Genomic DNA, 21327 nt, shown 5'->3' with positions numbered 1-21327 from the left:
TTGATGCGGATCATCGCGCTGTTATTGATCCTCTGGTCGTCGCTGGCTGTTGCACAGCCGGCTGCCCCCGTTGTTGTCCTGACGCAGAGCGGGGCCATCGGACCTGCCAACGCCGACTACGTGCAGCGCGGCCTGGCGAAAGCGGTCGAGCTCAAGGCGCAGCTCGTCGTGCTCAAAATGGATACGCCGGGCGGCCTGGACCTCTCGATGCGCACGATCATCAAGGACATTCTCGCTTCGCCGGTTCCGGTCGCCAGCTTCGTGGCACCGGAAGGCGCGCGCGCAGCGAGCGCCGGTACTTACATTTTGTATGCGAGCCATATCGCCGCCATGGCGCCTGCGACCAACCTGGGCGCGGCGACGCCGGTGAGCATCGGGCCACAGTCCGAACCGCGCGAGCCCGGTGCGGCCAAGGGCAAGGCCGAGAAGGAGGGCGACCGCGCCTCCGACGCCCCATCCACCACGCAATCGATGACGCGCAAGCAGACAAGCGATGCCGCAGCGTACATCCGCGGGCTCGCACAACTGCGCGGCCGCAATGCCGATTGGGCCGACAAGGCGGTGCGCGAGGCGGTCAGCCTGTCCGCGGAGGAGGCGCTCAAGCTGAACGTCATTGATGTGATCGCAACCGATGTTGCGCAGCTGCTCAGGCAGCTCGACGGCCGAAAGATTCAGGTGCTGGGTAAGGAAAGGCAGCTCGCCACCGGCGCTGCCGCGGTCGTCGAATACCAGCCGGATTGGCGCACCCGGCTGCTGGTCGTCATCACCGACCCGGGCATTGCCTATCTATTGCTCATGCTTGGTTTCTATGGCTTGCTGTTCGAGTTCTATAACCCGGGTTTCGTCGCGCCGGGCGTCATCGGCGGCATCAGCCTGCTGGTCGCGCTGTTCGCATTGCAGCTGCTGCCGGTCAGCTATACCGGCCTTGCACTGATCGTGCTGGGTGTCGGCCTGCTCATCGCGGAGCACTTGGCGCCGGGCTTCGGCATTCTGGGAATGGGGGGCATCGTGGCCTTCGTGATGGGCTCGATCATGCTGATCGACACCGATGTGCCCGGCTACCGTATCCCCTGGCAACTGATTGCGGGTGTGACCGCGGCGAGCATCGGGTTCCTGCTCGTCGTGCTGAACTTCGCGATGCACGCGCGCCAGCGGCCGGTGGTGAGCGGCCGCGAGCAGATGCTCGGCGCGAGCGGAGAAGTTCTTGCGAACACCGAAGACGGCGTGTTCGCGCGCGTCCATGGCGAAATGTGGAAAGTAAGCGCGAACACTCCACTCGGTATCGGTGAATCAGTCAGGGTGGTCGGCATCAACGGGCTGGTGCTGACCGTCGAGCCCACCCGCCTGGAAGGAGACGAAAAATGAACATCGAATTTGGCTTGTTGGGCGGTGGCCTTGTTGTGCTCCTGGCCATCGCTTTTTTGTTTCAAGCGGTGCGCATCTTCCGCGAGTACGAGCGCGGCGTTGTCTTTACCCTCGGGCGCTTCTGGCAGGTCAAGGGGCCGGGTCTGGTCATCATCATCCCGATCATCCAGCAGGTGGTGCGGGTGGACCTGCGCACCGTGGTGCTGGAAGTCCCGACCCAGGACGTCATCTCGCGCGACAACGTGTCGGTCAAAGTCAGCGCGGTCGTCTACCTGCGCGTCATCGACCCGCAAAAGGCCATCATCCAGGTCGTTGATTACCTCAATGCCACCAGCCAGCTTGCCCAGACCATGTTGCGGTCGGTGCTGGGAAAGCACCAGCTCGACGACATGCTGGCTGAGCGGGAGAAGCTGAACATGGATGTCCAGCAGGCGCTCGATGCGCAGACCGATTCCTGGGGCATCAAGGTCAGCAATGTTGAGATCAAGCAGGTCGACCTGACAGAGTCCATGATCCGGGCGATCGCGCGGCAGGCGGAAGCGGAGCGTGAACGCCGCGCCAAGGTGATACACGCCGAGGGCGAACTGCAGGCTTCCGAGAAGCTGTTCCAGGCGGCCAAAATCCTCGCGCAGGAGCCGCAGGCGATCCAGTTGCGTTATCTGGAAACACTGACGGTCATTGGTGCGGACAAGAATACGACCATCGTTTTCCCGCTTCCCCTTGATCTGTTGACGCCTTTCCTGGCAAGACTGAAGCAGGGCGCAGACAAGTCGACCTCCTGATTTTCTTTTGCCCAGCCGCGCTTCGCCCGGTTCGCCCGGGTTACCCCAACTTCGGCAGCTCAAAGACCAGGCAGGTTGTCGTGGCATGCGCATACAGCTTGCCGTCCGGCCCGACGATGCGGCCCTCGGCCGTGGCGAGTTGCCTGCCGCAGTGGATGACGGTGCCGATGGCACGCAGCGGCCCGGATTGGTGCGACGCTGCCCGCACAATGTTGAGGCTCAACTCGGCCGTCGTGTAGGCCCGCCCTGCGGGCATCATGGTGTGCACGGCGCAGCCTACGGCTGAATCGAGCAGCGTGGCGTACCAGCCGCCATGCACCGTACCCAGCGGGTTGTAGTGCTTGAGCTGCGGCGTTCCCTGGAAGATGGCTTTTCCGGGCTCCACCTCAATCAGCGCGAAGTCCAGCGTTTCCGCAATGTGGGGGTAGGGAAACTCACCGGCCAGCATGGCCTGCATCACCTCCATGCCGGTCTTGCCCGCCACCTGTTCGGGGCCGGCAAGGCCTGGCTTGCCACCGCCCGCCAGCATGCGGGCGCGCACGGCTGCGCTTTGTTCCTGCCATTGTGTCAACGTGTCTTGTGGGGTCTTTGTGTTCATTTAATTTGTATATGCAATAATTGTAGGTACAATCAAATTATGAGCGATAAATCATCCCTGTCAATCGAAGCCGAATTGAAAGCCCAGGGTTGCACCAACCTGAGGCTGCGCCAGCTGATGCGGCGCGTGGCCCAGCACTATGACCTTGAAATGGCCAAGGCGGGGCTCAAGACCACGCAGTACTCGCTGCTGAGCCATGTTTTGAAACTAGGCCCCCTGCGTCCCGGTGAACTGGCGCAGAGCATGAAGTTCAGTGCCTCCACTCTCACGCGCAACCTCAAGCCGCTGATTGACGCGGGCTGGGTCGAGCTGGCGGCCGGCACCGATGCGCGCAGCCGCATTGTGACCATCACGCCGGCAGGTCGCGCCAAACGTGAAGAGGCCCGCCTGCGCTGGAAGGTCGCGCAGGAAAGCCTGAACCAGCGGTTGGGCGTCGCACGTGTGCTGGCCTTGCACCGGCTGATCAATGAATCGCTTGAACTCTTGTCTCCCACTGAACCTGGAACTGGAACTGATGATGAATAAGCCCCAAACCGCTGGCCCGCGCAAGGCCGCACTCTGGCTGGTGCTGCTGGCAGCCGGCGGCGCCTTTGCCCTGACGATGGGTGTGCGCCAGACCATGGGCCTGTTCCTGTCGGCGCTTAACACTTCGACCGCGCTGGGCATCGGCAGCATCAGCTTGGCCTTTGCCTTCGGCCAGCTCTGGTGGGGCCTGACACAGCCCTTTGCCGGCGCTGTGGCCGACCGCATCGGCACCGGTCGCGTGATTTTCATCGGCGTGCTGCTGGTCGCCGTGGGCACCATCATCACGCCGCTCATGACCAGCACGGCCGGCCTGATTTTTGCCATCGGCGTACTGGCCGCGGGCGGCGCCGGCATGGCCGGTCCGTCGGTCCTGATGGCCGCGAGCACGCGCCTGGTGCCGCCTGAAAAACGGGGTCTGGCCACCGGCATCGTCAACGCCGGCGGCTCCTTCGGCCAGTTCGCCATGGCGCCCATCGCCATTGGCCTGACGGCCGCCGTGGGCTGGGCCAGCGCGATGCAATGGCTTGGCGTGCTGGTGTTGCTGGCGCTGCCGGCGGTGTGGGCGCTCAGGGGCAACGCGAAAGCCCTGGCCGCGCAGGCCGCGGCGGCTTCGGGCACCAAGGCGCTCAGCGCCCGCCAGGCGATTGGCGAGGCGCTTGCCACGCCCAGCTACCGCTACCTGAGCCTGGGCTTCCTGGTGTGCGGTTTTCACGTCGCCTTCCTGGCCACGCACCTGCCGGGCGTGGTGGCGGCCTGCGGCCTGCCGCCCGAGGTGGGCGGCTGGGCGCTCGCGATGATCGGCCTGTTCAACATCGTCGGCAGCCTGGCGATGGGTTGGGCTGTCGGCCGCTGGCGCATGAAGTCGCTGCTGGCCCTGCTGTACACCACGCGTGGTCTGGCCGTGCTGGCCTTCCTGCTGGCGCCCAAAACGCCGGCCGTCATGCTGGTCTTTGCGGCCGTCATGGGCGTGACTTTTCTCTCGACGGTTCCGCCAACCGCAGGGCTGGTCGCCAAGATGTTCGGCACCTCCAACATGGCCATGCTGTTTGGCGTGGTGATGCTGGCGCACCAGGTCGGCGGCTTTCTCGGCGCCTATCTCGGCGGTTATGTGTTTCAGGTGACCGGCAGCTACGACTGGGTCTGGTACATCGACATTGTGCTGGCCGCTGGCGCTGCGCTGGTGAACCTGCCGATCCGCGAAGCCGGTCTGCCGCGCCGCGCCATGTCTGCGGCGGCCTGACCACGGCGCTCCTGCCCATCAGTCCGTCAGGTCACCAGAACATCAGGAATGGACCCCATGACAAACGCCTCTCCTTCAGCCGCGCTCTACCTCGAGGATCTCAAGGTGGGCGAGAAATTCACCAGCGCCGAGCACGCCATGGACGAAGCACAGATCAAGGCCTTTGCCACGCAGTTCGACCCTCAACCCTTTCATCTTGACGATGAGGCGGCCAAGGCCACGCTGTTTGGCGGGCTGGCCGCCAGCGGTTGGCATACCGCTGCCGTGACCATGCGCCTGCTGGTGACCGGCGGTTTGCCGATTGCCGGCGGCATCGTGGGTGCCGGCGTCGAACTCAGCTGGCCTCACCCCACACGCGCCACGGACCTCCTGCAGGTCCAGAGCGAGATCACCGGCATTGTGCCCTCGCGCTCCAGGCCCGACCGCGGCATGGTGACGGTGCGCTGCGAGACGCGCAACCAGCGCGGCGAGGTGCTGCAAATCTCTGTCAACAAGGTGGTCGTGCCCCGCCGGCCGACCTGATTCGTGGTCTGCTCGTGGTTTGAAGCGGGAACGGCATGACAGGTATTGACCAGCGTACGCGCATGTTGCTGGAAGCGCCGATCGGCCCCACGCTGCTGCGCCTTGCCGCACCCAATGTGCTGGTGATGGTCGCGCAGGCCGCCGTGGGCCTGATCGAAACCTGGTTCGTCGGCAAGCTGGGCACCGATGCATTGGCCGGCATGGCGCTGGTGTTTCCCCTCGTGATGCTGATGCAGATGACCTCGGCCGGTGCGATGGGCGGGGGCATCGCCTCGGCGGTGGCGCGGGCGCTGGGCGCAAACCGGCGCGATGATGCCAATGCGCTGGTCCTGCATGCCATGGTGATCGCGCTGGGTTTTGGCCTGGCCTTCAGTCTGTGCCTGCTGCTGGGCGGCCGCTGGCTGTATGCGCAAATGGGCGGCAGCGGCGCCTCGCTGCAGGCGGCACTGGTCTATTCAAACTGGGTGTTCGCCGGCGCAGTGCTGGTGTGGCTGTTCAACTCGCTGGCGGCGGTCATACGCGGTACCGGCAACATGGCGGTACCGGCCAACGTCACGGTAGCGGGCGTCCTGGCGCTGGTGCCGCTGTCGCCTTTGCTGATTTTTGGCTGGGGCCCGGTTCCGGCGCTGGGCATTGCGGGCGGCGCGATTGCGCTGCTGCTGTATTACCTGGCCGGCAGCATTGCACTGCTTGTCTATCTCGGGTCGAGCCGCAGCCTGCTCAAACCTTCGCTGAAAAACGTCCAGTTGCGCTGGCTGTTTTTTCGGGACATTCTGCGCATTGGCCTTCTTGGCTCCATTTCCACCGTTGCGACCAATCTCTCGATTGCGGTGGCGACATCGCTGGCGGGCGGATTTGGGCCTGCGGCTATTGCCGGTTACGGCACGGCGTCGCGCCTGGAGTATTTGCTGGTGCCCCTGGTTTTTGGTTTGGGTGCGCCGCTCGTGGCGATGGTGGGCACCTGCATGGGGGCGGGCCAGCATGAACGCGCATTGCGTGCGGCCTGGACAGGCGCGGCCATCGCCTTTGCGCTGACCGAATCGATTGGCCTGGTGGCGGCCGCATTTCCGCGGGCCTGGCTCTCGCTGTTCGGCAATGACCCCGCAATGCTTGAAGCCGGAACGCTTTACCTGCGCGCGGTCGGCCCGCTCTATGGATTTTTCGGCCTCGGCCTCGTGCTGTATTTCGCCTCGCAGGGTGCGGCCCGCCTGCTCTGGCCCGTGATGGGCAACCTGGCGCGCCTTGTGGTCGCCGCACTGGGCGGCTGGCTGGCCATTCGCTGGGGCGGGGGCCTGGTTCAGGTGTATGCCGCACAGGGCGCGGCGCTGGTGGTGTATGGCGTGGTGATTGCCGCTGCCATTGCCGGCGGGGCCTGGTTCGGCCGGGTCGGCTGGCCGTGCAGCACGGCAACGCTGCTGCGCCGTCTCCAGTCCGGGTGAGCCTGCGGGCGTGAGAGGGTAGGGATGGTCAGGGCATAGGGCTGTCCCTGTCACGCCAGCCCGCTTCGGTGTGCCAGAATCGTCTCAACCTAACCTGCATATTCCGGCGACGCCTCCTATGCTCATCAATTGCGTGGTCTACCAGAACGGCACCAAACTGGCCGACATTCCCGTCAGCGAGATCAGCGAATATCTTTCGCACCCCGATGCCTTCGTATGGGTGGCGCTGCGGGACGCCACGCCGGAAGAACTCGAGGAAATGCAGCGTGAGTTTGACCTGCATGAGCTGGCGGTCGAAGATTCGCGGCATGGCCATCAGCGGCCCAAAATCGAGGAGTACGGCGCTTCGCTGTTTTCCGTGCTGCAACTGGTCGAGCCGGTGCCGGACCATCCCGGCGAACTCAACATCGGCGAGGTCGATGTGTTCACCGGGAGCAACTATGTGCTCTCGGTGCGTAACCGCAGCCAGAAAGGCTTCCTGGGTGTACGCGCTCGCTGCGAGGGGGAGCCCGAGCTGTTGCGGCACGGCTCCGGCTTTGTGCTGTATGCATTGATGGATGCGGTGGTGGACCGCTACTTTCCCATCATCGACCAGCTCGAGACCGAGCTGGAAACCATCGAACGGGACATCTTTTCGAAAGGCTCGGCCCGCTCCAACATCGAGCGGCTGTATGAGCTCAAGGGCCGGGTGATGGTGCTCAAGCATGCGGTGGCGCCGCTGCTTGAAGCCGCGAGCAAACTGTATGGCGGCCGGGTGCCGCACATGTGCGCCGGCGTGCAGGAGTATTTTCGCGATGTGGTGGATCACCTCACGCGCATCAATGCGCAGATTGACAACATGCGCGACACCATTGGCACGGCCATCCAGGTCAACCTGGCGATGGTCACGATTGGAGAGAGCGAAGTCACCAAACGCCTGGCGGCCTGGGCCAGTATTTTTGCCGTGTGCACCGCGTTTGCGGGCATCTGGGGCATGAACTTTGAAAGCATGCCGGAACTCAAGTGGCGCTACGGCTATCTAATGGCGCTGGGCCTGATCGTCGTGGCCTGCTCGCTGCTCTACTGGCGCTTCAAGCGCGCACGGTGGCTGTAGGGACAGGATAGGGGAAAGGCGGGCGGATGCCGCGCAGGGTATCTCTCTGGCTCTAACGCGGTGGCTTGAACGCTGCACGGGCGGCCAGGGCCTTTTGCCGGCTGGCGCAACCTTCCAGATGGTCATTGACCAGCCCCATGGCCTGCATGAAGGCGTACAGGGTGGTTGGCCCCACAAAGGTCCAGCCACGTTTTTTCAGATCTTTGGACAGCGCGATGGAGGCGGCCGATGTCGGCATGGCCCTGACGGCTTCCTGTGTGATGCGCTTGGGCCGGCTGGTCGCCTCGGGCTCCAGCCGCCAGACGAAGGCGCCCAGCGATCCGAACTCGCGGCGCAGTTCGATCACGCGCCGGGCGTTGTTGATGGTCGAGGCAATCTTGCCGGCGTGCCGCACGATGCCGGCGTCGCCCAGCAGGCGCTTGACGTCGCTCTCGCCAAACTCGGCCACCTGTTCGGCCTCGAAATTGGCAAAAGCGCTGCGGAAGGCTTCGCGCTTGTTCAGGATGGTCAGCCAGCTCAGGCCCGACTGAAAGCCTTCAAGGCATATTTTTTCGAACAGCCGGCGCTCGTCCGCCACCGGGAATCCCCACTCGCTGTCATGGTAGTGGCGGTACAGCGGCGTGGCCTGGCACCAGGCGCAGCGGGCGGTGCGGACGTCGTCCGTGAACAGGCCGGCGGTCGCCTCGGGCGACATTGTTTTTTCAGCTGCGGTGGTGTCAGAGGTCATACGAAATTTTAGGCCCCTTGATGGGGTGGTTTTTTAAGGATGTTCGGCGCCGCATGCAGGTACGCCGACAGGGCTTTGCAAGCCACCAGGGACGCGAAGGCATGCGTTCATGTCTGGATTGCCGGGTTGCAGTGCGGGGGTCGCTGAGCCCGTTTGACGAGGGGCATGGCGACACCTAGAATGAAATTGAGAGGTAGCCATCTCCTGGTTGCCGGACTGGGTCACCGTGGCGGATGCGCTGCGGGTGATCGGCGTGAGCGCTTTGTTCGGGTCGGGAAGCAGCTCATCCGCACTGCAGACCACGAAGGAATAACCATGAAAGACGTTGCACAAATCCTCAAGTCGAAGGCAGATCACAAGGTCTACACCGTTTCACCGTTGGCGCCGGTGCTGGATGCCGTCAAGTTGATGGCGGAGAAGAACCTCGGTGCGCTCCTGGTGTTGGACGGCGAAGAGTTCGTGGGCATCATCAGCGAACGCGATTGCACGCGGAAAATGCTCCTGGCGGACCGCTTGCCCAGGGAAACGCCGGTGCGCGACATCATGAGTTCACCGGTGCAGTACGTGGGCCCCCGCCATACCAACGAGGAATGCATGGCGCTGATGACAGACAAGCGCCTTCGCCACTTACCCGTCATAGACAACGGCAAGCTCATCGGCCTGGTTTCCATCGGTGATCTGGTCAAGGACATCATTTCCGAGCAGGGTTTCATCATCCAGCAGCTCGAACACTACATTGCGGGCGTAAAAGGCTGACGGATCATCCGGCGACGGGCGAGTAGTGCTCCGGGCCCCAGGGCCTGCCTTTTCAGGACCCGGGCAATCGGGATCGCGCAATGGGGCCGTCCGCATGAACACGCCAATCCTTGAGTCGATCCTGGCGTGTCCGCTGTGCGGCCATGCAAAACGGGAGACCATGCCAACCGATGCATGCCAGTTTTTGTACGAATGCGAAAACTGCAAGGCGATGCTGAGGCCCAAAGGCGGGGACTGCTGCGTCCACTGTTCCTACGGCTCCGTCAAGTGCCCATCAAAGCAGGAGCAGCCCGGGTGCTGTGACTGAGGCCGGAGTCATCCCAGATCAAGGTTTTGGGGTTATTGACGTCTGTACGTCTGTATTTCTGGACCGTAGCCCGTCAGGGGCCGGTTCGCCCGGCATTGCATGCAGCAGGGTGGCTCATTCGAGTCTCCAACGAAGCGGCACAGTCCCGCAACGCAAAAGAGGGTGATGCCATGGCCAATCGCAGGAGGCCGGCGGCATATGCAGGGTCGCTATGAAATCGGGCCGTGTCAATCCACCAGCCGAGTCCCGCCATCAGCCACTTGAAATCGACTTCCGCCAGCAGCAAAACTTGCTCGTCGGCGTGGTGTACCGCTTGATCAACCCGTTTGGCTTGTTCTGCGTGAACTTGCATGGTGATGTCTCCCTCGCATTCCGCGACACCTTCATAACGGCTGAATCGGACCATGCGTGTACAGGACAAGCGAAATAACTCAAAAAAAGTGGGCAGGATTGGTGTCTTTCAAGATGCGGGTTCCGGTTCTCGCGCAGCGCTGGAATCGGCCCACTCAAAATGGAGCGCTTGCCTGTCGTTCGATGCCCAGCTTCCGGCCGGGCGGCACAGGAACGCAAAGCGGTCGGAGCGGTTTATGGCAACGCTGAGGCAAGCGAGCGTGCCGCGCACAGCGATTTCAGCGGGTTCTTGCAGCGTGGCGACTCGCCCAACCTCAATGTTTGTTGTGCCCGCCAGACTCTGACCCGCGGCAAACCTGCCGCGAGCGGGACTTGCCCTTCAGACCGACACGGTGTAATTCAGCGTCATCCGCCCGCCGTCGACCATCACGATCTCGCCGGTGATGTAGCTGGCCGCATCGCTGGCCAGATAGGCCACTGTGTCGGCAATTTCCGAGGGTTCACCCAGGCGCTTCATCGGCGTGCGGCTCATGATGCGGGCTTTGGCCTCTTCACTGGTCAGCACGGCCTTGGCGGCCAGGTCGGTGGCGATGGTGCCAGGGGCGACCGCATTGACGCGTATGCCTTTGTCCGCCAGCGCCAGCGCCATCACGCGCGTGAGCTGGTTGATGCCGCCCTTGCTCACGTTGTAGCTGGCAATCGTGGGAATTGTGAGCACGCTGTTGACGGAGCTCATGTTGACGATGCTGCCCCGCGAGGCGGACCCGCCGATGCCTGGTCTTGCTTCGGCTCTGGCCATTTCGCGCGCCACCGCCTGGCCCACCAGAAACGAGCCTTTGAGGTTGATGCGCAGCACCGCGTCGAAGTCGGCTTCCGTGATTTCCAGAAAATCGGCGGCCCTGAAAATGCCGGCGTTGTTTACCAGCACATCAATGCGGCCGTGCGCGGCGATGGTTTGTGCCACCAGTGCATCGACCTGAGCCTTGTCGCCCACATCGCAATGCACATACAGGCCGCCCACTTCGCGGGCCAGCGCAGCGCCCCGGGCGTCGTCGATATCGGCAATGACCACCTTGGCCTGTTCGCGCGCAAAGCGCCGGATGCAGGCCTCGCCAATGCCCTGAGCGCCGCCGGTGACAATACAGACACGGTCGGCCAGTCCGAATGAAATGGCGGAAGACGAGCCGGGCATTGGAGTGTTCATGCCCGGATGGTACCAGCGCACGCCGCCATGAATTTCAGGGCATTTTCCGCCACGTCGGCGGCTGCCAGTCCCGGCTTGTACAGGGCCGAGCCGATGCCGAAACCGTTGGCTCCCGCAGCCAGGTAAGGCGCCATGTTGCCGGGCATGATGCCGCCTACCGGCATCACCACGGTGCTGGCCGGCAGCACCGCGCGCAGCGCCTTCACCACGGCGGGCGTGATCATTTCGGCAGGGAAAATCTTCAGGCCGGTGGCGCCGGCTTCCAGGGCGGCAAACGCTTCGCTGGCCGTCATCACGCCAGGCAGGCAGACCATGCCCAGACGAACGGCTTCACGCACGACCGCGGGGTTGAAGTTGGGCGAGACGATCAGCTGGCCGCCGGCCGCCTGCACGTTGCGCACGTCGTCGGGTGTGAGCACGGTCCCGGCGCCGATCAGCGCCTGCGGATACGCGCCCGCCATGGCCGCAATGCTGTCCAGCGGCTGCGGCGAATTCAGGGGGATTTCAATCAGTGTCCAGCCGGTGGACGCCAGGGCCTGGCCGACCGGCAGGGCTTCTGCAGGCTGCAGCCCGCGCAGGATGGCGACCAGCGGAACAGTCTGCAGGGCATTGGAGAATTTCTGGTGTGCGTTCATGGCGTCTGGTTGGTTTTTCAATGTTGGGGCAGGGTGTCGGCAATGGCGCGCAGGCCGCGCCAGGTGGCGCCGTCGCTGACGCGCTGGGCCGAGACACCCAGCAGCGCCAGCGCCTGCTCATAACGGGAGGTCAGCGCTGGCGCGCCCATGACCACCACGCTATCACCGTGCTGCAGGCTTTGGGATTTCAGTTCTTCGCCAATGACCAGTCCCGACAGGTAGCTGGGCAATGCGCCGGTGGCCATGCGCTTGAAGAGTGACAGGGTCCGCGTGCTGAACGCCGTGTGCAGCAGGCCTTGGCTGCGCAGGGCATGGGCCACACCCTGCTCAAAGGCTGCTGCGTCGGGAGCGGGATCGGTGGCCGGCAGCGTACGGGCCAGGATGGAGTGCTGGCGCAGCAGGGCGTAAAACTCGCCGGTCATCCAGGTTGAAAAATCCGTGACGCGGCGATTGCTGACGGTGACCCATTTGCTGTGCGTGCCGGGCAAGACCAGCCGGGCGTTGTCCAGCCCCAGCAGCTGCAGCGCGCCGAACACCTGGGTTTCCTCGCCCCGCATTACATCCGGCACACCGCCGGTTTCAATGCTCAAGCCGGGCACGATGGCGATGAGGCCTGGCTCGACCCAGGCAAGCTGACCGGCGATGTCGTCGAAGCCTGCGGGGCAGGGGCAGTAGGGCGCCTCCAGCCATCCCTGCTGGCTGCCGGCCATGCCGGAGATCAGGCACAGGGTTTCGGGGTTCATCCATGCGCCAAAGCAGCTGTCAAACACCGCGGGAAATTCACCCGGCGCGACCGTCAAAATGCCGCGTGCAAAGGTCCGTTGTTCCACTACCTTGCCATCGGGCGCCAGCAGCGCGCCGCGCAGCGAGGAGGTGCCCCAGTCAACCGCCAGCAGACGGCTCATGGCAAGGCCCTCGCGTGCAGGGGGTGCGACAGCGATGCGGTGGCGATCAGGCTGCACCGGTTTTCGGCGCTTCCCGTATGGATCGGGTTGAATTGGGGGATGGTGTCGCCATGTGCGACGCCATCAAATTTCCTGGCTTGCATTGAATTTCCTGAAAAAGACAGCGGCTTGGGCGTCCTTCAGGCATGTGATGGGGGCCGGGACGCGCCAGCTGCACCCATGGTAACTGCCAGCGTGGCGCCAGCCGGTGCTTGCGGCGCAAGGCAATGCGGTGATTGCCTTGCGGGCAAAAGTCAGTGATTATCCCTCGGGACAAAAGCGCCGCGCTTGCCCACCAGAAAGTCCAGGTCCACGCCCTCGTCGGCCTGCAGCACATGGTCAATGTAGAGTTTCCAGTAGCCGGACGTCAACGGCGGCGCCGGTGCCTTCCAGTCGGCCATGCGTTTGGCGAGTTCTTCGTCGCTCACGTGCAGGTGCAGGCGGCGGTTGGGTACGTCGAGTTCAATGATGTCGCCGTTTTGCACCAGCGCCAGCGGGCCGCCCGCCGCCGCCTCGGGCGCCGTGTGCAGCACCACGGTGCCGTAAGCGGTGCCGCTCATGCGGGCGTCGCTGATGCGCACCATGTCGGTAATGCCCTTGCGCAGCACTTTGGGCGGCAGCGGCATGTTGCCCACCTCGGCCATGCCGGGGTAGCCCTTGGGTCCGCAATTTTTTAGCACCATCACGCAGGTTTCGTCGATGTCGAGGTCTTCGTCATCGATGCGGGCGTGAAAGTCCTCGATGGTTTCAAACACCACGGCCCGGCCTTTGTGCACCATCAGCTCAGGTGTGGCGGCACTGGGCTTGATGACGGCGCCGCGCGGCGAGAGGTTGCCGCGCAGCACCGCAATGCCCGCCTTGTCCTTGAATGGCGTGCTTAGCGGCATGATCACGTCGGTGTTGTAGTTCTCGGCGTCGGCAATGTTCTCGCCTATGGTCTTGCCGTTGGCGGTGATGGCGTCCGTGTGCAGGTGCTGCGCAATTTCCTTCATCACCACCGGCAGGCCGCCGGCATAGCAGAAGTCTTCCATCAGGTATTTGCCGGAAGGCTGCAGGTTGACGAGGCAGGGCAGTTCGCTGGCCAGCCGGTCAAAGTCGTCCACCGTCAGCTTCACGCCAATGCGCCCGGCAATGGCAATCAGGTGAATCACGGCGTTGGTGGAGCCGCCAATGGCCGCCAGCGTCTTGATGGCGTTTTCAAATGCCTCGCGTGTCAGGATTTTGGAGAGCGTGAGGTCTTCATGCACCATCTCGACCGCCCGCCGTCCGGCCAGGCGGGCCAGCACATTGCGCCGGCCGTCCACCGCGGGATAGGCTGCATTGCCCGGCAGGCCAATGCCCAGCGCTTCCACCATGCTGGCCATGGTGGAGGCCGTGCCCATGGTCATGCAGTGGCCATGGCTGCGGTGCATGCAGCTTTCGGCCTCAAAGAAATCCTGCAGCTTGAGTGTGCCGGCGCGCACCTGCTCGCTCATGCTCCACACGCCGGTGCCGGAGCCGAGCTCCTGGCCGCGCCACTTGCCGCTGAGCATGGGGCCGCCGCTGACGCCCACCGTCGGCAGGTCCACGCTGGACGCGCCCATCACCAGCGAGGGCGTGGTCTTGTCGCAGCCCATCAGCAGCACCACGCCGTCAATCGGGTTGCCGCGAATGCTTTCTTCCACGTCCATGCTGGCCAGGTTGCGGTAGAGCATGGCAGTCGGGCGCAACAGGGTCTCGCCCAGCGACATCACGGGGAACTCCAGCGGAAAACCGCCGGCCTCGTACACGCCGATCTTGACCTGCTCCGCAATGGTGCGGAAGTGGCTGTTGCAGGGGGTGAGTTCGCTGAAGGTGTTGCAGATGCCGATGACGGGGCGTCCGTCGAACTGGTCATGCGGCACGCCCTTGCCCTTGACCCAGCTGCGGTAGGCAAAGCCGTCGCGGTCCTGCCGCCCAAACCATTGCTGGCTGCGTAGTTCTTCGGGTTTCTTTTTGGGTGTCTGGTTGCTCATGGTGTGCTGCGTTTCCGTAAAAGTTTCCGTCAAGGATTCAGGGTTTGCATGGATGCCAATCGAGGCTCAATCATATGATGATAAGACAATAGTGGCCCATTATGGCAATTCGTCAAGCCTGTTGAACTGAGGAGATTCCCTTGTCCAAACCCGAAATCCTGGCCGTTGCCAAGCTGCCGCCTTACCTGATCGAGCCGCTGCGCGAGATTTTTGTCGTGCATGAACAAATCCATCAAACCGACCCGGCGGCGTTTGCCGCTGCCGCCGGACGTATCCGCGCCATCGTCGGCAGCGGTGAGTCCAAGGTGCCGCGTTCGCTGATGGCGCAATTGCCGGCGCTGGAAATGATTTCCATCATGGGCGTGGGCTACGACGGCGTGGATGTCACTGCGGCGCTGGAGCGCAACATTCGGGTGACGCACACGCCCGGCGTGCTGAATGACGACGTGGCCGATCTGGCGATCGGGCTGATGCTGAGCGTGGCGCGCCGCATACCGCAAGCCGACCAGTATGTGCGCAGTGGCCGCTGGCCTGAGGGGCCGATGCCGCTGGCGCGCAAGGTGTCCGGGGAGCGTCTGGGCATTGTGGGTCTGGGCCGCATTGGCCAGGCCATCGCCACCCGGGCAGAGGCCTTTGGCATGTCGGTGGCGTACACCGCCCGCAGCCGCAAGGCGGAACTGCCCTATGCCTACTACCCGAGCGCCCAGGCGCTGGCCGCCGAAGTCGATTTTCTGGTGCTGATCACGCCGGGTGGCGCCGGCACGCGCAAGCTGATCAATGCCGATGTGCTCAAGGCGCTGGGCCCGCAGGGTTATCTGATCAATGTGGCGCGTGGTTCGGTGGTCGATGAAGCGGCGCTTGTCGAGGCGCTGCAGCAGGGCGTGATCGCCGGTGCCGCGCTGGACGTGTTCGAGAACGAGCCTGTCGTGCCATCCGCGCTGTGGACCCTGGACAACGTGGTGCTGGCGCCGCACATTGGCAGCGCCACGCGGCAGACGCGCGGCGCGATGGCCGACTTGGCGGCCTCTAATCTGCGCGCCCATTTTGCGGGTGAACCCCTGCTGACGCCAGTACCCGAATGCCAGTAAAAGCTCGGGGTTTTCCATAGGTTTTCGGGGCTCTAATCATCATATGATAGCAACGCAATTGACTCCCCGAACATGATCAAAAACGTCCACGGCAACACGGTAGACCTGCTAGGCGAAGCCATCGTCGCGGGCCGCTATGCGGTCGGCCAGTCGATCCCGCCCGAGCCGGTGTTGTGCGAGCAGCTCGGTGTCAGCCGCACGGTGGTGCGCGAGTCCGTCAAGTCGCTGGTGGCCAAGGGGCTGATCCATACCGGCCCCAAAGTCGGCACGCATGTGTTGCCGTCCGATCAGTGGAACTGGTTCGACCCTGACGTGATTGCCTGGCAGTCGCGCGCTGGCCTGTCACCCGAGTTCATCCGCGACCTGCAGGACCTGCGCCTGGTGGTTGAGCCGGCGGCCGTGAAGCTGGCGGCGACCCGCGCTACCGATGCCGACATTGCTGAAATCGAAGAGGCCTATGCCGGCATGCATCGCGCCGTGATGGGCGGCGGCGACTATGTGACCAGCGACCTGCGTTTTCACCAGGGGCTGTTGCGCGCCTCGCACAACCGCATGCTGGTGCAGATGAGCAAGGCGCTGGGCGCGCTGCTGCGCACCAGTTTCGAAATCTCCACGAGCAAGAAGGACGGTCCGCGCAGCTCGCTGCCCTTGCACCGTGCCGTGCTCGATGCCGTGGTGGCGCGCGATCCGGTCAAGGCCGAGCGCGCCGTGCTGGTGTTGATCGAAGGGGCGCACAAGGACATCGAGCAGGTGCTCGGTTCCCGCCGCCGCCTGCCCCGCGTCCACCGACCTGCTTTGCCGTTGAAGGCGGCCTGATTCCCGTAAGCTTTTCCTCACCAACCAAAGAAGGAGACTGTCGATGAAGTTCAAACTACTTGCCACAGCGGCGTTCATGACCACGGCGCTTTTAGCCGGCGGCCATGCAGCAGCCCAGGAGAAACTCACCGTCTGGTGGGTCAAGGGCTTCTACAAGGCCGAAGACGATGCCCTGTTTGCGGCCATCAAGAAGTACGAAGACAAGCACAAGGGTGTCAAGATCGAGCTTTCGCAATACCCGATTCAGGACATGATTCCGAAGACCGTGGCGGCGCTCGACTCGGGCAACCCGCCCGACGTGGCTTATGCGGACGTCTATGACTTCCAGGTCACGGGCAAGTGGGCTTTCGACGGCAAGCTCGAAGACATCAGCAGCGTGATCAATCCCATGCGCGCCAAGTTCGCGCCCAACACGGTCGAGACCGCCTTCCTGTACAACGACCAGGCCAAGACGCGGGCGTACTACGCCTTCCCGATGAAGCAGCAGACCATGCACATCCAGTACTGGGCTGACATGCTGGCGGAGGCCGGGTTCAAGGAGTCGGACATTCCGACGGCCTGGAAGGACTACTGGTCCTTCTGGTGCGACAAGGTGCAGCCGGCCTATCGTCAGAAAAGCGGCAACCGCACTTTCGGCATCGGCCAGCCGCTGGGCGTGGATTCCAGCGACTCGTTCTACTCCTTCCTCACGTTCATGGACGCCTATAACGTGAGCCTGGTCAGCGACAGCGGCAAGCTGCTGGTGGATGATCCCAAGGTGCGCGCCGGCCTCATCGGCGCCCTGACCGATTACACCCAGATTTACGCCAGGGGCTGCACGCCACCGTCGTCGACCAGCTGGAAAGACCCGGACAACAACGTCGCCTTCCACAACAAAACGACCGTCCTCACCCACAATGCGACCATCTCGATCGCGGCCAAATGGCTCGATGACATGAACAACGCCGCCTTGAAGCCCGAGGATCGGGAGATCGCGAAGAAGAACTACACGGAGCGCATCCGCACCGCCGGTTTCCCGAGCAAGCCCGATGGCAGCAAGATGGTCTATCGTGCCGCGATCAAGACCGGCGTGGTTTTCAGCCAGGCCAAGAACAAGGCCCGCGCCAAGGAGTTTGTGGCCTTCCTGCTGCAGGATGAAAACCTCACGCCGTACGTCGAGGGCTCGCTGGGCCGCTGGTTCCCGGTGATGAAGGCGGCGCAGCAGCGCCCGTTCTGGAAAGCCGATCCGCATCGCACAGCCGTGTACAACCAGTTCACGGCCGGCACGGTGAATTTCGAGTTCACCAAGAACTACAAGTTCACCGTTCTCAACAACGAGAACGTCTGGGCCAAGGCCGCGAACCGGGTTCTCAACGAGAAAGTGCCGGTTGACAAGGCGGTCGACGAAATGATCGCCCGCATCAAGACCGTCGCGAACTAAGAGCCAAGTCTGTTCATCAAAGAAAGCCGCGCAACCGTTCCCCTCGCGGGAGCGGTTGCGCGAGGAGCGATGCCATGAGCACTATCACTGTAGACCAGGTGCGCCCGTCCGCGGAGTCTGCCAGCAAGGGCATGACGTCGTGGGAACGATGGGGGATGATCCTGGTCATTCCGTACTTGCTGATTTTTCTGGTGTTTGTGATTTACCCGGTGGGCTACGGTTTGTGGCTGGCGCGGGAGCCACAAACCTACGTGCGACTTTTCGCCGATCCGATATTTTTCCGCACGATGGTCAACAGCGTCGTGTTCATCATCGTCTCGGTGAATCTGAAGATGATTGTCGCGCTGTTTCTCTCGGGCTTCTTCCTGAATACACGCTGGTGGGTCAAGTGGCTGTCGCTGGTGTTCATCCTGCCCTGGGCCGTACCCTCGATCCCGACCATCCTGTCGATGCGCTTCATGCTCAATCCCGAGTGGGGCGTGATCAACACCCTGATCTTCAAGCTGACCGGCATCGACGGCCCGAACTGGCTCAACGACCCGACGCTGGCGCTGTCGTTTTCCATGCTGGCCCACATCTGGAAATCGCTGCCCTTCTGGACCTTGATCCTGCTGGCCGGCCGCATGGCGATTCCGGCCGAACAATACGAAGCGGCGTCGGTGGATGGCGCTTCGCACTGGCAGAAGTTCCGCTTCATCACCTGGCCGTCCATGCGTTCGCTTTACCTGACGTCCACCATTTTGTCGATGATCTGGACGCTGGGCGACTTCAATAGCGTGTACCTGCTCACCGGCGGTGGCCCGGCTGACCTGACGCACGTGCTGGCCACGCTGGGCATCCGCTACCTGCGGCTAGACCAGGTCGACCTGTCGCTGGCCTCCATCGTCGTGGCGCTGCCGCTGGTGCTGCCGCTGGTCTATTTCATGATGAAACGGCTCTCGAAATGAACCTCTACGCTTGTCGCCGCGCGTACTGCGCTGCCTCCGAGGGCGTATTTGCTCTCCTGGATGCGGCTCGTCGGAGCTCCAAATGAAACGTATCACCTTCAAGACTGTGGCCACCGAGGCCAAGCTGCTGCTGATCGGCATTCCCGTGCTCTTGTGGACCATCATTCCGATCTACCACATGGTGCTGTTCGCCATCTCGCCGCGCGACCAGGCGACCTCGGGCCGGCTCTGGCCGAAGAACCCGACGCTGGACAACTTCTCTTTTGTTTTTCATCAGAAGCACTTCTACCTCGACCACTTCTGGGTGCAGATGGGCAACTCCCTGGTGATTGCGCTGTCGGTCGGTTTCCTGACGCTGGCCGTGTCTACGGCGGCGGCGTTTGCGATCAGCCGGCTCAGGGTTCCCGGCGGCCGCACGGTCATGAACATGGCCTTGTTCACCTACTTCATTCCGGCGGCATTCCTGGCCGTGCCCATGTACAAGACCATGGGCAACTACGGCCTGCTCAACAGCCAGTGGGCGCTGATCCTGGCGATGGTGACGATCGCCTCGCCGTATTGCATCTGGGTGCTCAAGCAGGCCTCCGACAAGCTGCCGTACGAACTCGACGAGGCCGCCAAGATGGATGGTGCAACGGCGCTGCAGCTTTTCCGCCTGGTCTACCTGCCGCTGATGGTGCCATCGCTCGTTGCCGTGGGTACCTACGCGTTGCTGCTGGCCTGGAACGAGTACCTGTATGCGTTCCTGCTGCTGTCCAACGACACCAGTGTCACGCTGGCCGTGGCGCTCGGCAACTTCCTGTCGGCCGACGATTCGCCGTGGGAACTGCTGATGACAACAGGCCTGATCTACGCGCTGCCGCCGGCGGCAATCTATTACACATTCAAGCGCTACATGGTGTCTGGCCTCACGGCCGGCGCTGTCAAGAGCTGAGCAAAAAGGGGCAGCCCCATGGCATCCGTATCGTTCCAGAAAATTGAAAAGAGTTTCGGCAAGTTCAAGATCATTCACGGCATCAGCTTCGACATTGCCGATGGCGAGTTCGTCGTGCTGGTTGGCCCCTCGGGCTGCGGCAAGTCGACTTTGCTGCGCATGCTGGCCGGGCTGGAGGAAATCAGTGGCGGCGAGATCGCGATCGACGGCAAGGTGGTCAACGACCTCGACTCCAAGGACCGCGACATCGCGATGGTGTTCCAGAGCTACGCGCTGTATCCGCACATGACGGTGCGCGACAACATGGCTTTCAGCCTGAAGCTGCGCAAGGCCGACGACGACCTGACGAATAAGCGCGTTGGCAATGCGGCGCGCATCCTGAACCTCGACCCCTTGCTCGACCGCTTCCCGCGCGAGCTCTCGGGCGGGCAGCGCCAGCGCGTCGCGATGGGGCGGGCCATCGTGCGCGACCCCAAGGTGTTTCTGTTTGATGAGCCGCTGTCCAACCTGGACGCCAAACTGCGCGTGGCCATGCGTGCCGAGATCAAGGCGCTGCACCAGCGGCTGAAAACCACCACGGTCTACGTCACGCACGACCAGATCGAAGCCATGACCATGGCCGACCGCATCGTCGTGATGCACGATGGCATCATTGAACAGATAGGCACGCCGCTGGCCCTGTTCGACCGGCCTGCCAATCTCTTTGTGGCGCAGTTCATCGGCTCGCCGGCGATGAACGTGCTCAACGGTGTATTGCGCCAGGGCCAGGGCGGCAGCTGGGTCGAGGCTCAGGGCAGCCGCTGGCCGGTAGGCGTTCTCCAGCACGGCCACGACGGTCAGGCGGTGAACTATGGCATCCGGCCGGGCGATCTGAAGATTTCAACCACGGGCCAGGGCATCGCGGCCAAGGTCATTGTGGTGGAGCCAACCGGCGCGGAGACCGAGCTGCTGCTGCAGGTGGGCGATGAACAGCTGATCGTCGTGATGCATGGGCGTACCAATGTCCAGCCGGATGAACTCGTCACGCTGGAGATCGCGGCCGGCAAGGCCCATGTGTTCGATGCTGCCAGCGGCGACCGGGTTGACTGAAGAAAGCGGAGAGCGCACGTTCGTTCCGCGTGTCATGGAGCCGGATATTTTCGTCGTGATGGGCGTCAGCGGCAGTGGCAAGAGCACGGTTGCGTCGCAACTCGCCACCCGCCTCGGGCTGGAGTTTATCGAGGGCGATGAACTGCACTCTGCCGAGAACGTGGCCCGTATGGCTGCCGGCGTACCGCTGACCGATGCCGACCGCGAGGGCTGGCTCAAGGTGCTGGCCAATCGTATCCGCGAGGCGCGCCTCGCGGGGCGTGGCCTGGTGCTTTCCTGTTCGGCCCTGAAACGCTCATACCGCGATGTGCTGCGCCAGGGCTCGCCCGCCGTGCGTTTTGTGTACCTGCATGGCGAACGGGCTCTGCTGGCCGAACGAATGGCGCAGCGCGCTGGCCACTACATGCCGGCCACCTTGCTGGACAGCCAGTTGGCGACACTCGAGGCGCCCGACGCCAGCGAGAACGCACTGGCCTTCAACATCACGACGCCCCCCGATGTCATCGCCGCAGCCGTGGCGATGACGGTTTCCCACCGCACTGAATGAGCAT

24 protein-coding genes are annotated in these 21327 nt (G+C 63.3%); 17 read left to right on the top strand and 7 right to left on the bottom strand.

All coding sequences use genetic code 11. The features are described 5' to 3' along the window. The first annotated feature begins 3 nt into the window (after positions 1-3). Positions 4-1365, top strand: a complete 1362-nt coding sequence (locus tag BPRO_RS17715; RefSeq protein WP_011484450.1) for an NfeD family protein — start codon at positions 4-6, stop codon at positions 1363-1365. After that, a complete protein-coding gene (locus BPRO_RS17710; protein ID WP_011484449.1) occupies positions 1362-2147 on the top strand; it encodes a slipin family protein in 786 nt (261 codons plus the stop codon). The genes BPRO_RS17715 and BPRO_RS17710 overlap by 4 nt, the downstream gene beginning before the upstream one ends. 40 nt (positions 2148-2187) lie before the next feature. On the opposite strand, the gene BPRO_RS17705 is transcribed toward BPRO_RS17710, so the two are convergent. Beyond that, positions 2188-2745 (bottom strand): PaaI family thioesterase, encoded by a 558-nt coding sequence (locus BPRO_RS17705; protein WP_011484448.1) that lies wholly within the window; start codon positions 2743-2745, stop codon positions 2188-2190. A gap of 39 nt (positions 2746-2784) precedes the next feature. Here BPRO_RS17705 and BPRO_RS17700 point away from each other — a divergent pair, with 39 nt between their 5' ends. From BPRO_RS17700 to BPRO_RS17680, 5 genes are all read left to right on the top strand, one after another. Beyond that, positions 2785-3270, top strand: coding sequence for a MarR family winged helix-turn-helix transcriptional regulator (locus BPRO_RS17700; protein ID WP_011484447.1), 486 nt, complete (start codon positions 2785-2787; stop codon positions 3268-3270). Further along, the gene (locus BPRO_RS17695) at positions 3263-4510 is read left to right on the top strand and encodes an MFS transporter (RefSeq protein ID WP_011484446.1); all 1248 of its coding nucleotides are present in this window, start codon (positions 3263-3265) and stop codon (positions 4508-4510) included. Before BPRO_RS17700 ends, BPRO_RS17695 begins: the two co-directional genes overlap by 8 nt. Positions 4511-4567: 57 nt before the next feature. Next, entirely contained in the window at positions 4568-5032 is a 465-nt protein-coding gene (locus BPRO_RS17690) for a MaoC family dehydratase (protein ID WP_011484445.1), read from the top strand. Positions 5033-5067: 35 nt separating this feature from the next. Beyond that, positions 5068-6471, top strand: coding sequence for an MATE family efflux transporter (locus BPRO_RS17685; protein WP_011484444.1), 1404 nt, complete (start codon positions 5068-5070; stop codon positions 6469-6471). Positions 6472-6589: 118 nt separating this feature from the next. Next, positions 6590-7564, top strand: a complete 975-nt coding sequence (locus BPRO_RS17680) for a magnesium and cobalt transport protein CorA (protein ID WP_011484443.1) — start codon at positions 6590-6592, stop codon at positions 7562-7564. A 52-nt stretch (positions 7565-7616) separates the two neighbouring features. On the opposite strand, the gene BPRO_RS17675 is transcribed toward BPRO_RS17680, so the two are convergent. Then, positions 7617-8291: a DNA-3-methyladenine glycosylase I gene (locus tag BPRO_RS17675; protein ID WP_011484442.1), complete on the bottom strand. Its 675-nt coding sequence runs from the start codon at positions 8289-8291 to the stop codon at positions 7617-7619. 315 nt (positions 8292-8606) lie between these two features. Here BPRO_RS17675 and BPRO_RS17670 point away from each other — a divergent pair, with 315 nt between their 5' ends. The 3 genes from BPRO_RS17670 (at position 8607) to BPRO_RS29695 (ending at position 9784) form a co-directional block, all read left to right on the top strand. Then, positions 8607-9047, top strand: a complete 441-nt coding sequence (locus BPRO_RS17670; protein ID WP_011484441.1) for a CBS domain-containing protein — start codon at positions 8607-8609, stop codon at positions 9045-9047. 94 nt (positions 9048-9141) lie between these two features. Further along, positions 9142-9354, top strand: coding sequence for a GDCCVxC domain-containing (seleno)protein (locus BPRO_RS30505; protein WP_011484440.1), 213 nt, complete (start codon positions 9142-9144; stop codon positions 9352-9354). A gap of 211 nt (positions 9355-9565) precedes the next feature. Then, entirely contained in the window at positions 9566-9784 is a 219-nt protein-coding gene (locus BPRO_RS29695) for a hypothetical protein (protein WP_157045824.1), read from the top strand. Positions 9785-10084: 300 nt separating this feature from the next. On the opposite strand, the gene BPRO_RS17660 is transcribed toward BPRO_RS29695, so the two are convergent. From BPRO_RS17660 to BPRO_RS17645, 5 genes are all read right to left on the bottom strand, one after another. Continuing rightward, complete coding sequence (locus BPRO_RS17660; protein WP_011484438.1) at positions 10085-10909, bottom strand: SDR family NAD(P)-dependent oxidoreductase; 825 nt, start codon at positions 10907-10909, stop codon at positions 10085-10087. Then, positions 10906-11607: a 2-dehydro-3-deoxy-6-phosphogalactonate aldolase gene (locus BPRO_RS17655; protein WP_369794712.1), complete on the bottom strand. Its 702-nt coding sequence runs from the start codon at positions 11605-11607 to the stop codon at positions 10906-10908. The genes BPRO_RS17660 and BPRO_RS17655 overlap by 4 nt, the downstream gene beginning before the upstream one ends. Beyond that, positions 11562-12449 (bottom strand): 2-dehydro-3-deoxygalactonokinase, encoded by an 888-nt coding sequence (locus BPRO_RS17650; RefSeq protein ID WP_011484436.1) that lies wholly within the window; start codon positions 12447-12449, stop codon positions 11562-11564. Before BPRO_RS17650 ends, BPRO_RS17655 begins: the two co-directional genes overlap by 46 nt. Beyond that, positions 12446-12592, bottom strand: coding sequence for a hypothetical protein (locus BPRO_RS29690; RefSeq protein WP_157045823.1), 147 nt, complete (start codon positions 12590-12592; stop codon positions 12446-12448). The genes BPRO_RS17650 and BPRO_RS29690 overlap by 4 nt, the downstream gene beginning before the upstream one ends. A 150-nt stretch (positions 12593-12742) precedes the next feature. Continuing rightward, positions 12743-14482 carry an IlvD/Edd family dehydratase gene (locus BPRO_RS17645; protein ID WP_011484434.1) on the bottom strand — a complete coding sequence of 580 codons (1740 nt, stop codon included), beginning with the start codon at positions 14480-14482 and terminating at the stop codon, positions 12743-12745. A gap of 140 nt (positions 14483-14622) precedes the next feature. Here BPRO_RS17645 and BPRO_RS17640 point away from each other — a divergent pair, with 140 nt between their 5' ends. The 7 genes from BPRO_RS17640 to BPRO_RS17610 all read left to right on the top strand — a co-directional run bounded on the left by BPRO_RS17640 (position 14623) and on the right by BPRO_RS17610 (position 21323). Next, positions 14623-15570 carry a 2-hydroxyacid dehydrogenase gene (locus BPRO_RS17640; RefSeq protein WP_011484433.1) on the top strand — a complete coding sequence of 316 codons (948 nt, stop codon included), beginning with the start codon at positions 14623-14625 and terminating at the stop codon, positions 15568-15570. A gap of 72 nt (positions 15571-15642) precedes the next feature. Further along, on the top strand, positions 15643-16386 hold the full coding sequence (locus tag BPRO_RS17635) for a FadR/GntR family transcriptional regulator (RefSeq protein ID WP_011484432.1): 744 nt from the start codon (positions 15643-15645) through the stop codon (positions 16384-16386). Positions 16387-16429: 43 nt separating this feature from the next. Further along, entirely contained in the window at positions 16430-17806 is a 1377-nt protein-coding gene (locus BPRO_RS17630) for an ABC transporter substrate-binding protein (protein WP_011484431.1), read from the top strand. A gap of 131 nt (positions 17807-17937) precedes the next feature. Further along, positions 17938-18753, top strand: a complete 816-nt coding sequence (locus tag BPRO_RS17625; RefSeq protein WP_369794711.1) for a carbohydrate ABC transporter permease — start codon at positions 17938-17940, stop codon at positions 18751-18753. Between the two features lie 82 nt (positions 18754-18835). Then, the gene (locus tag BPRO_RS17620; protein ID WP_011484429.1) at positions 18836-19687 is read left to right on the top strand and encodes a carbohydrate ABC transporter permease; all 852 of its coding nucleotides are present in this window, start codon (positions 18836-18838) and stop codon (positions 19685-19687) included. A gap of 18 nt (positions 19688-19705) precedes the next feature. Next, a complete protein-coding gene (locus BPRO_RS17615) occupies positions 19706-20776 on the top strand; it encodes an ABC transporter ATP-binding protein (protein WP_011484428.1) in 1071 nt (356 codons plus the stop codon). Next, positions 20769-21323 (top strand): gluconokinase, encoded by a 555-nt coding sequence (locus BPRO_RS17610; protein WP_011484427.1) that lies wholly within the window; start codon positions 20769-20771, stop codon positions 21321-21323. Before BPRO_RS17615 ends, BPRO_RS17610 begins: the two co-directional genes overlap by 8 nt. Positions 21324-21327: the final 4 nt, after the last annotated feature.

Source organism: Polaromonas sp. JS666 (genome assembly GCF_000013865.1).
Lineage (GTDB): Bacteria > Pseudomonadota > Gammaproteobacteria > Burkholderiales > Burkholderiaceae_C > Polaromonas.
This window is presented reverse-complemented; position numbering and strand designations above follow the sequence as displayed.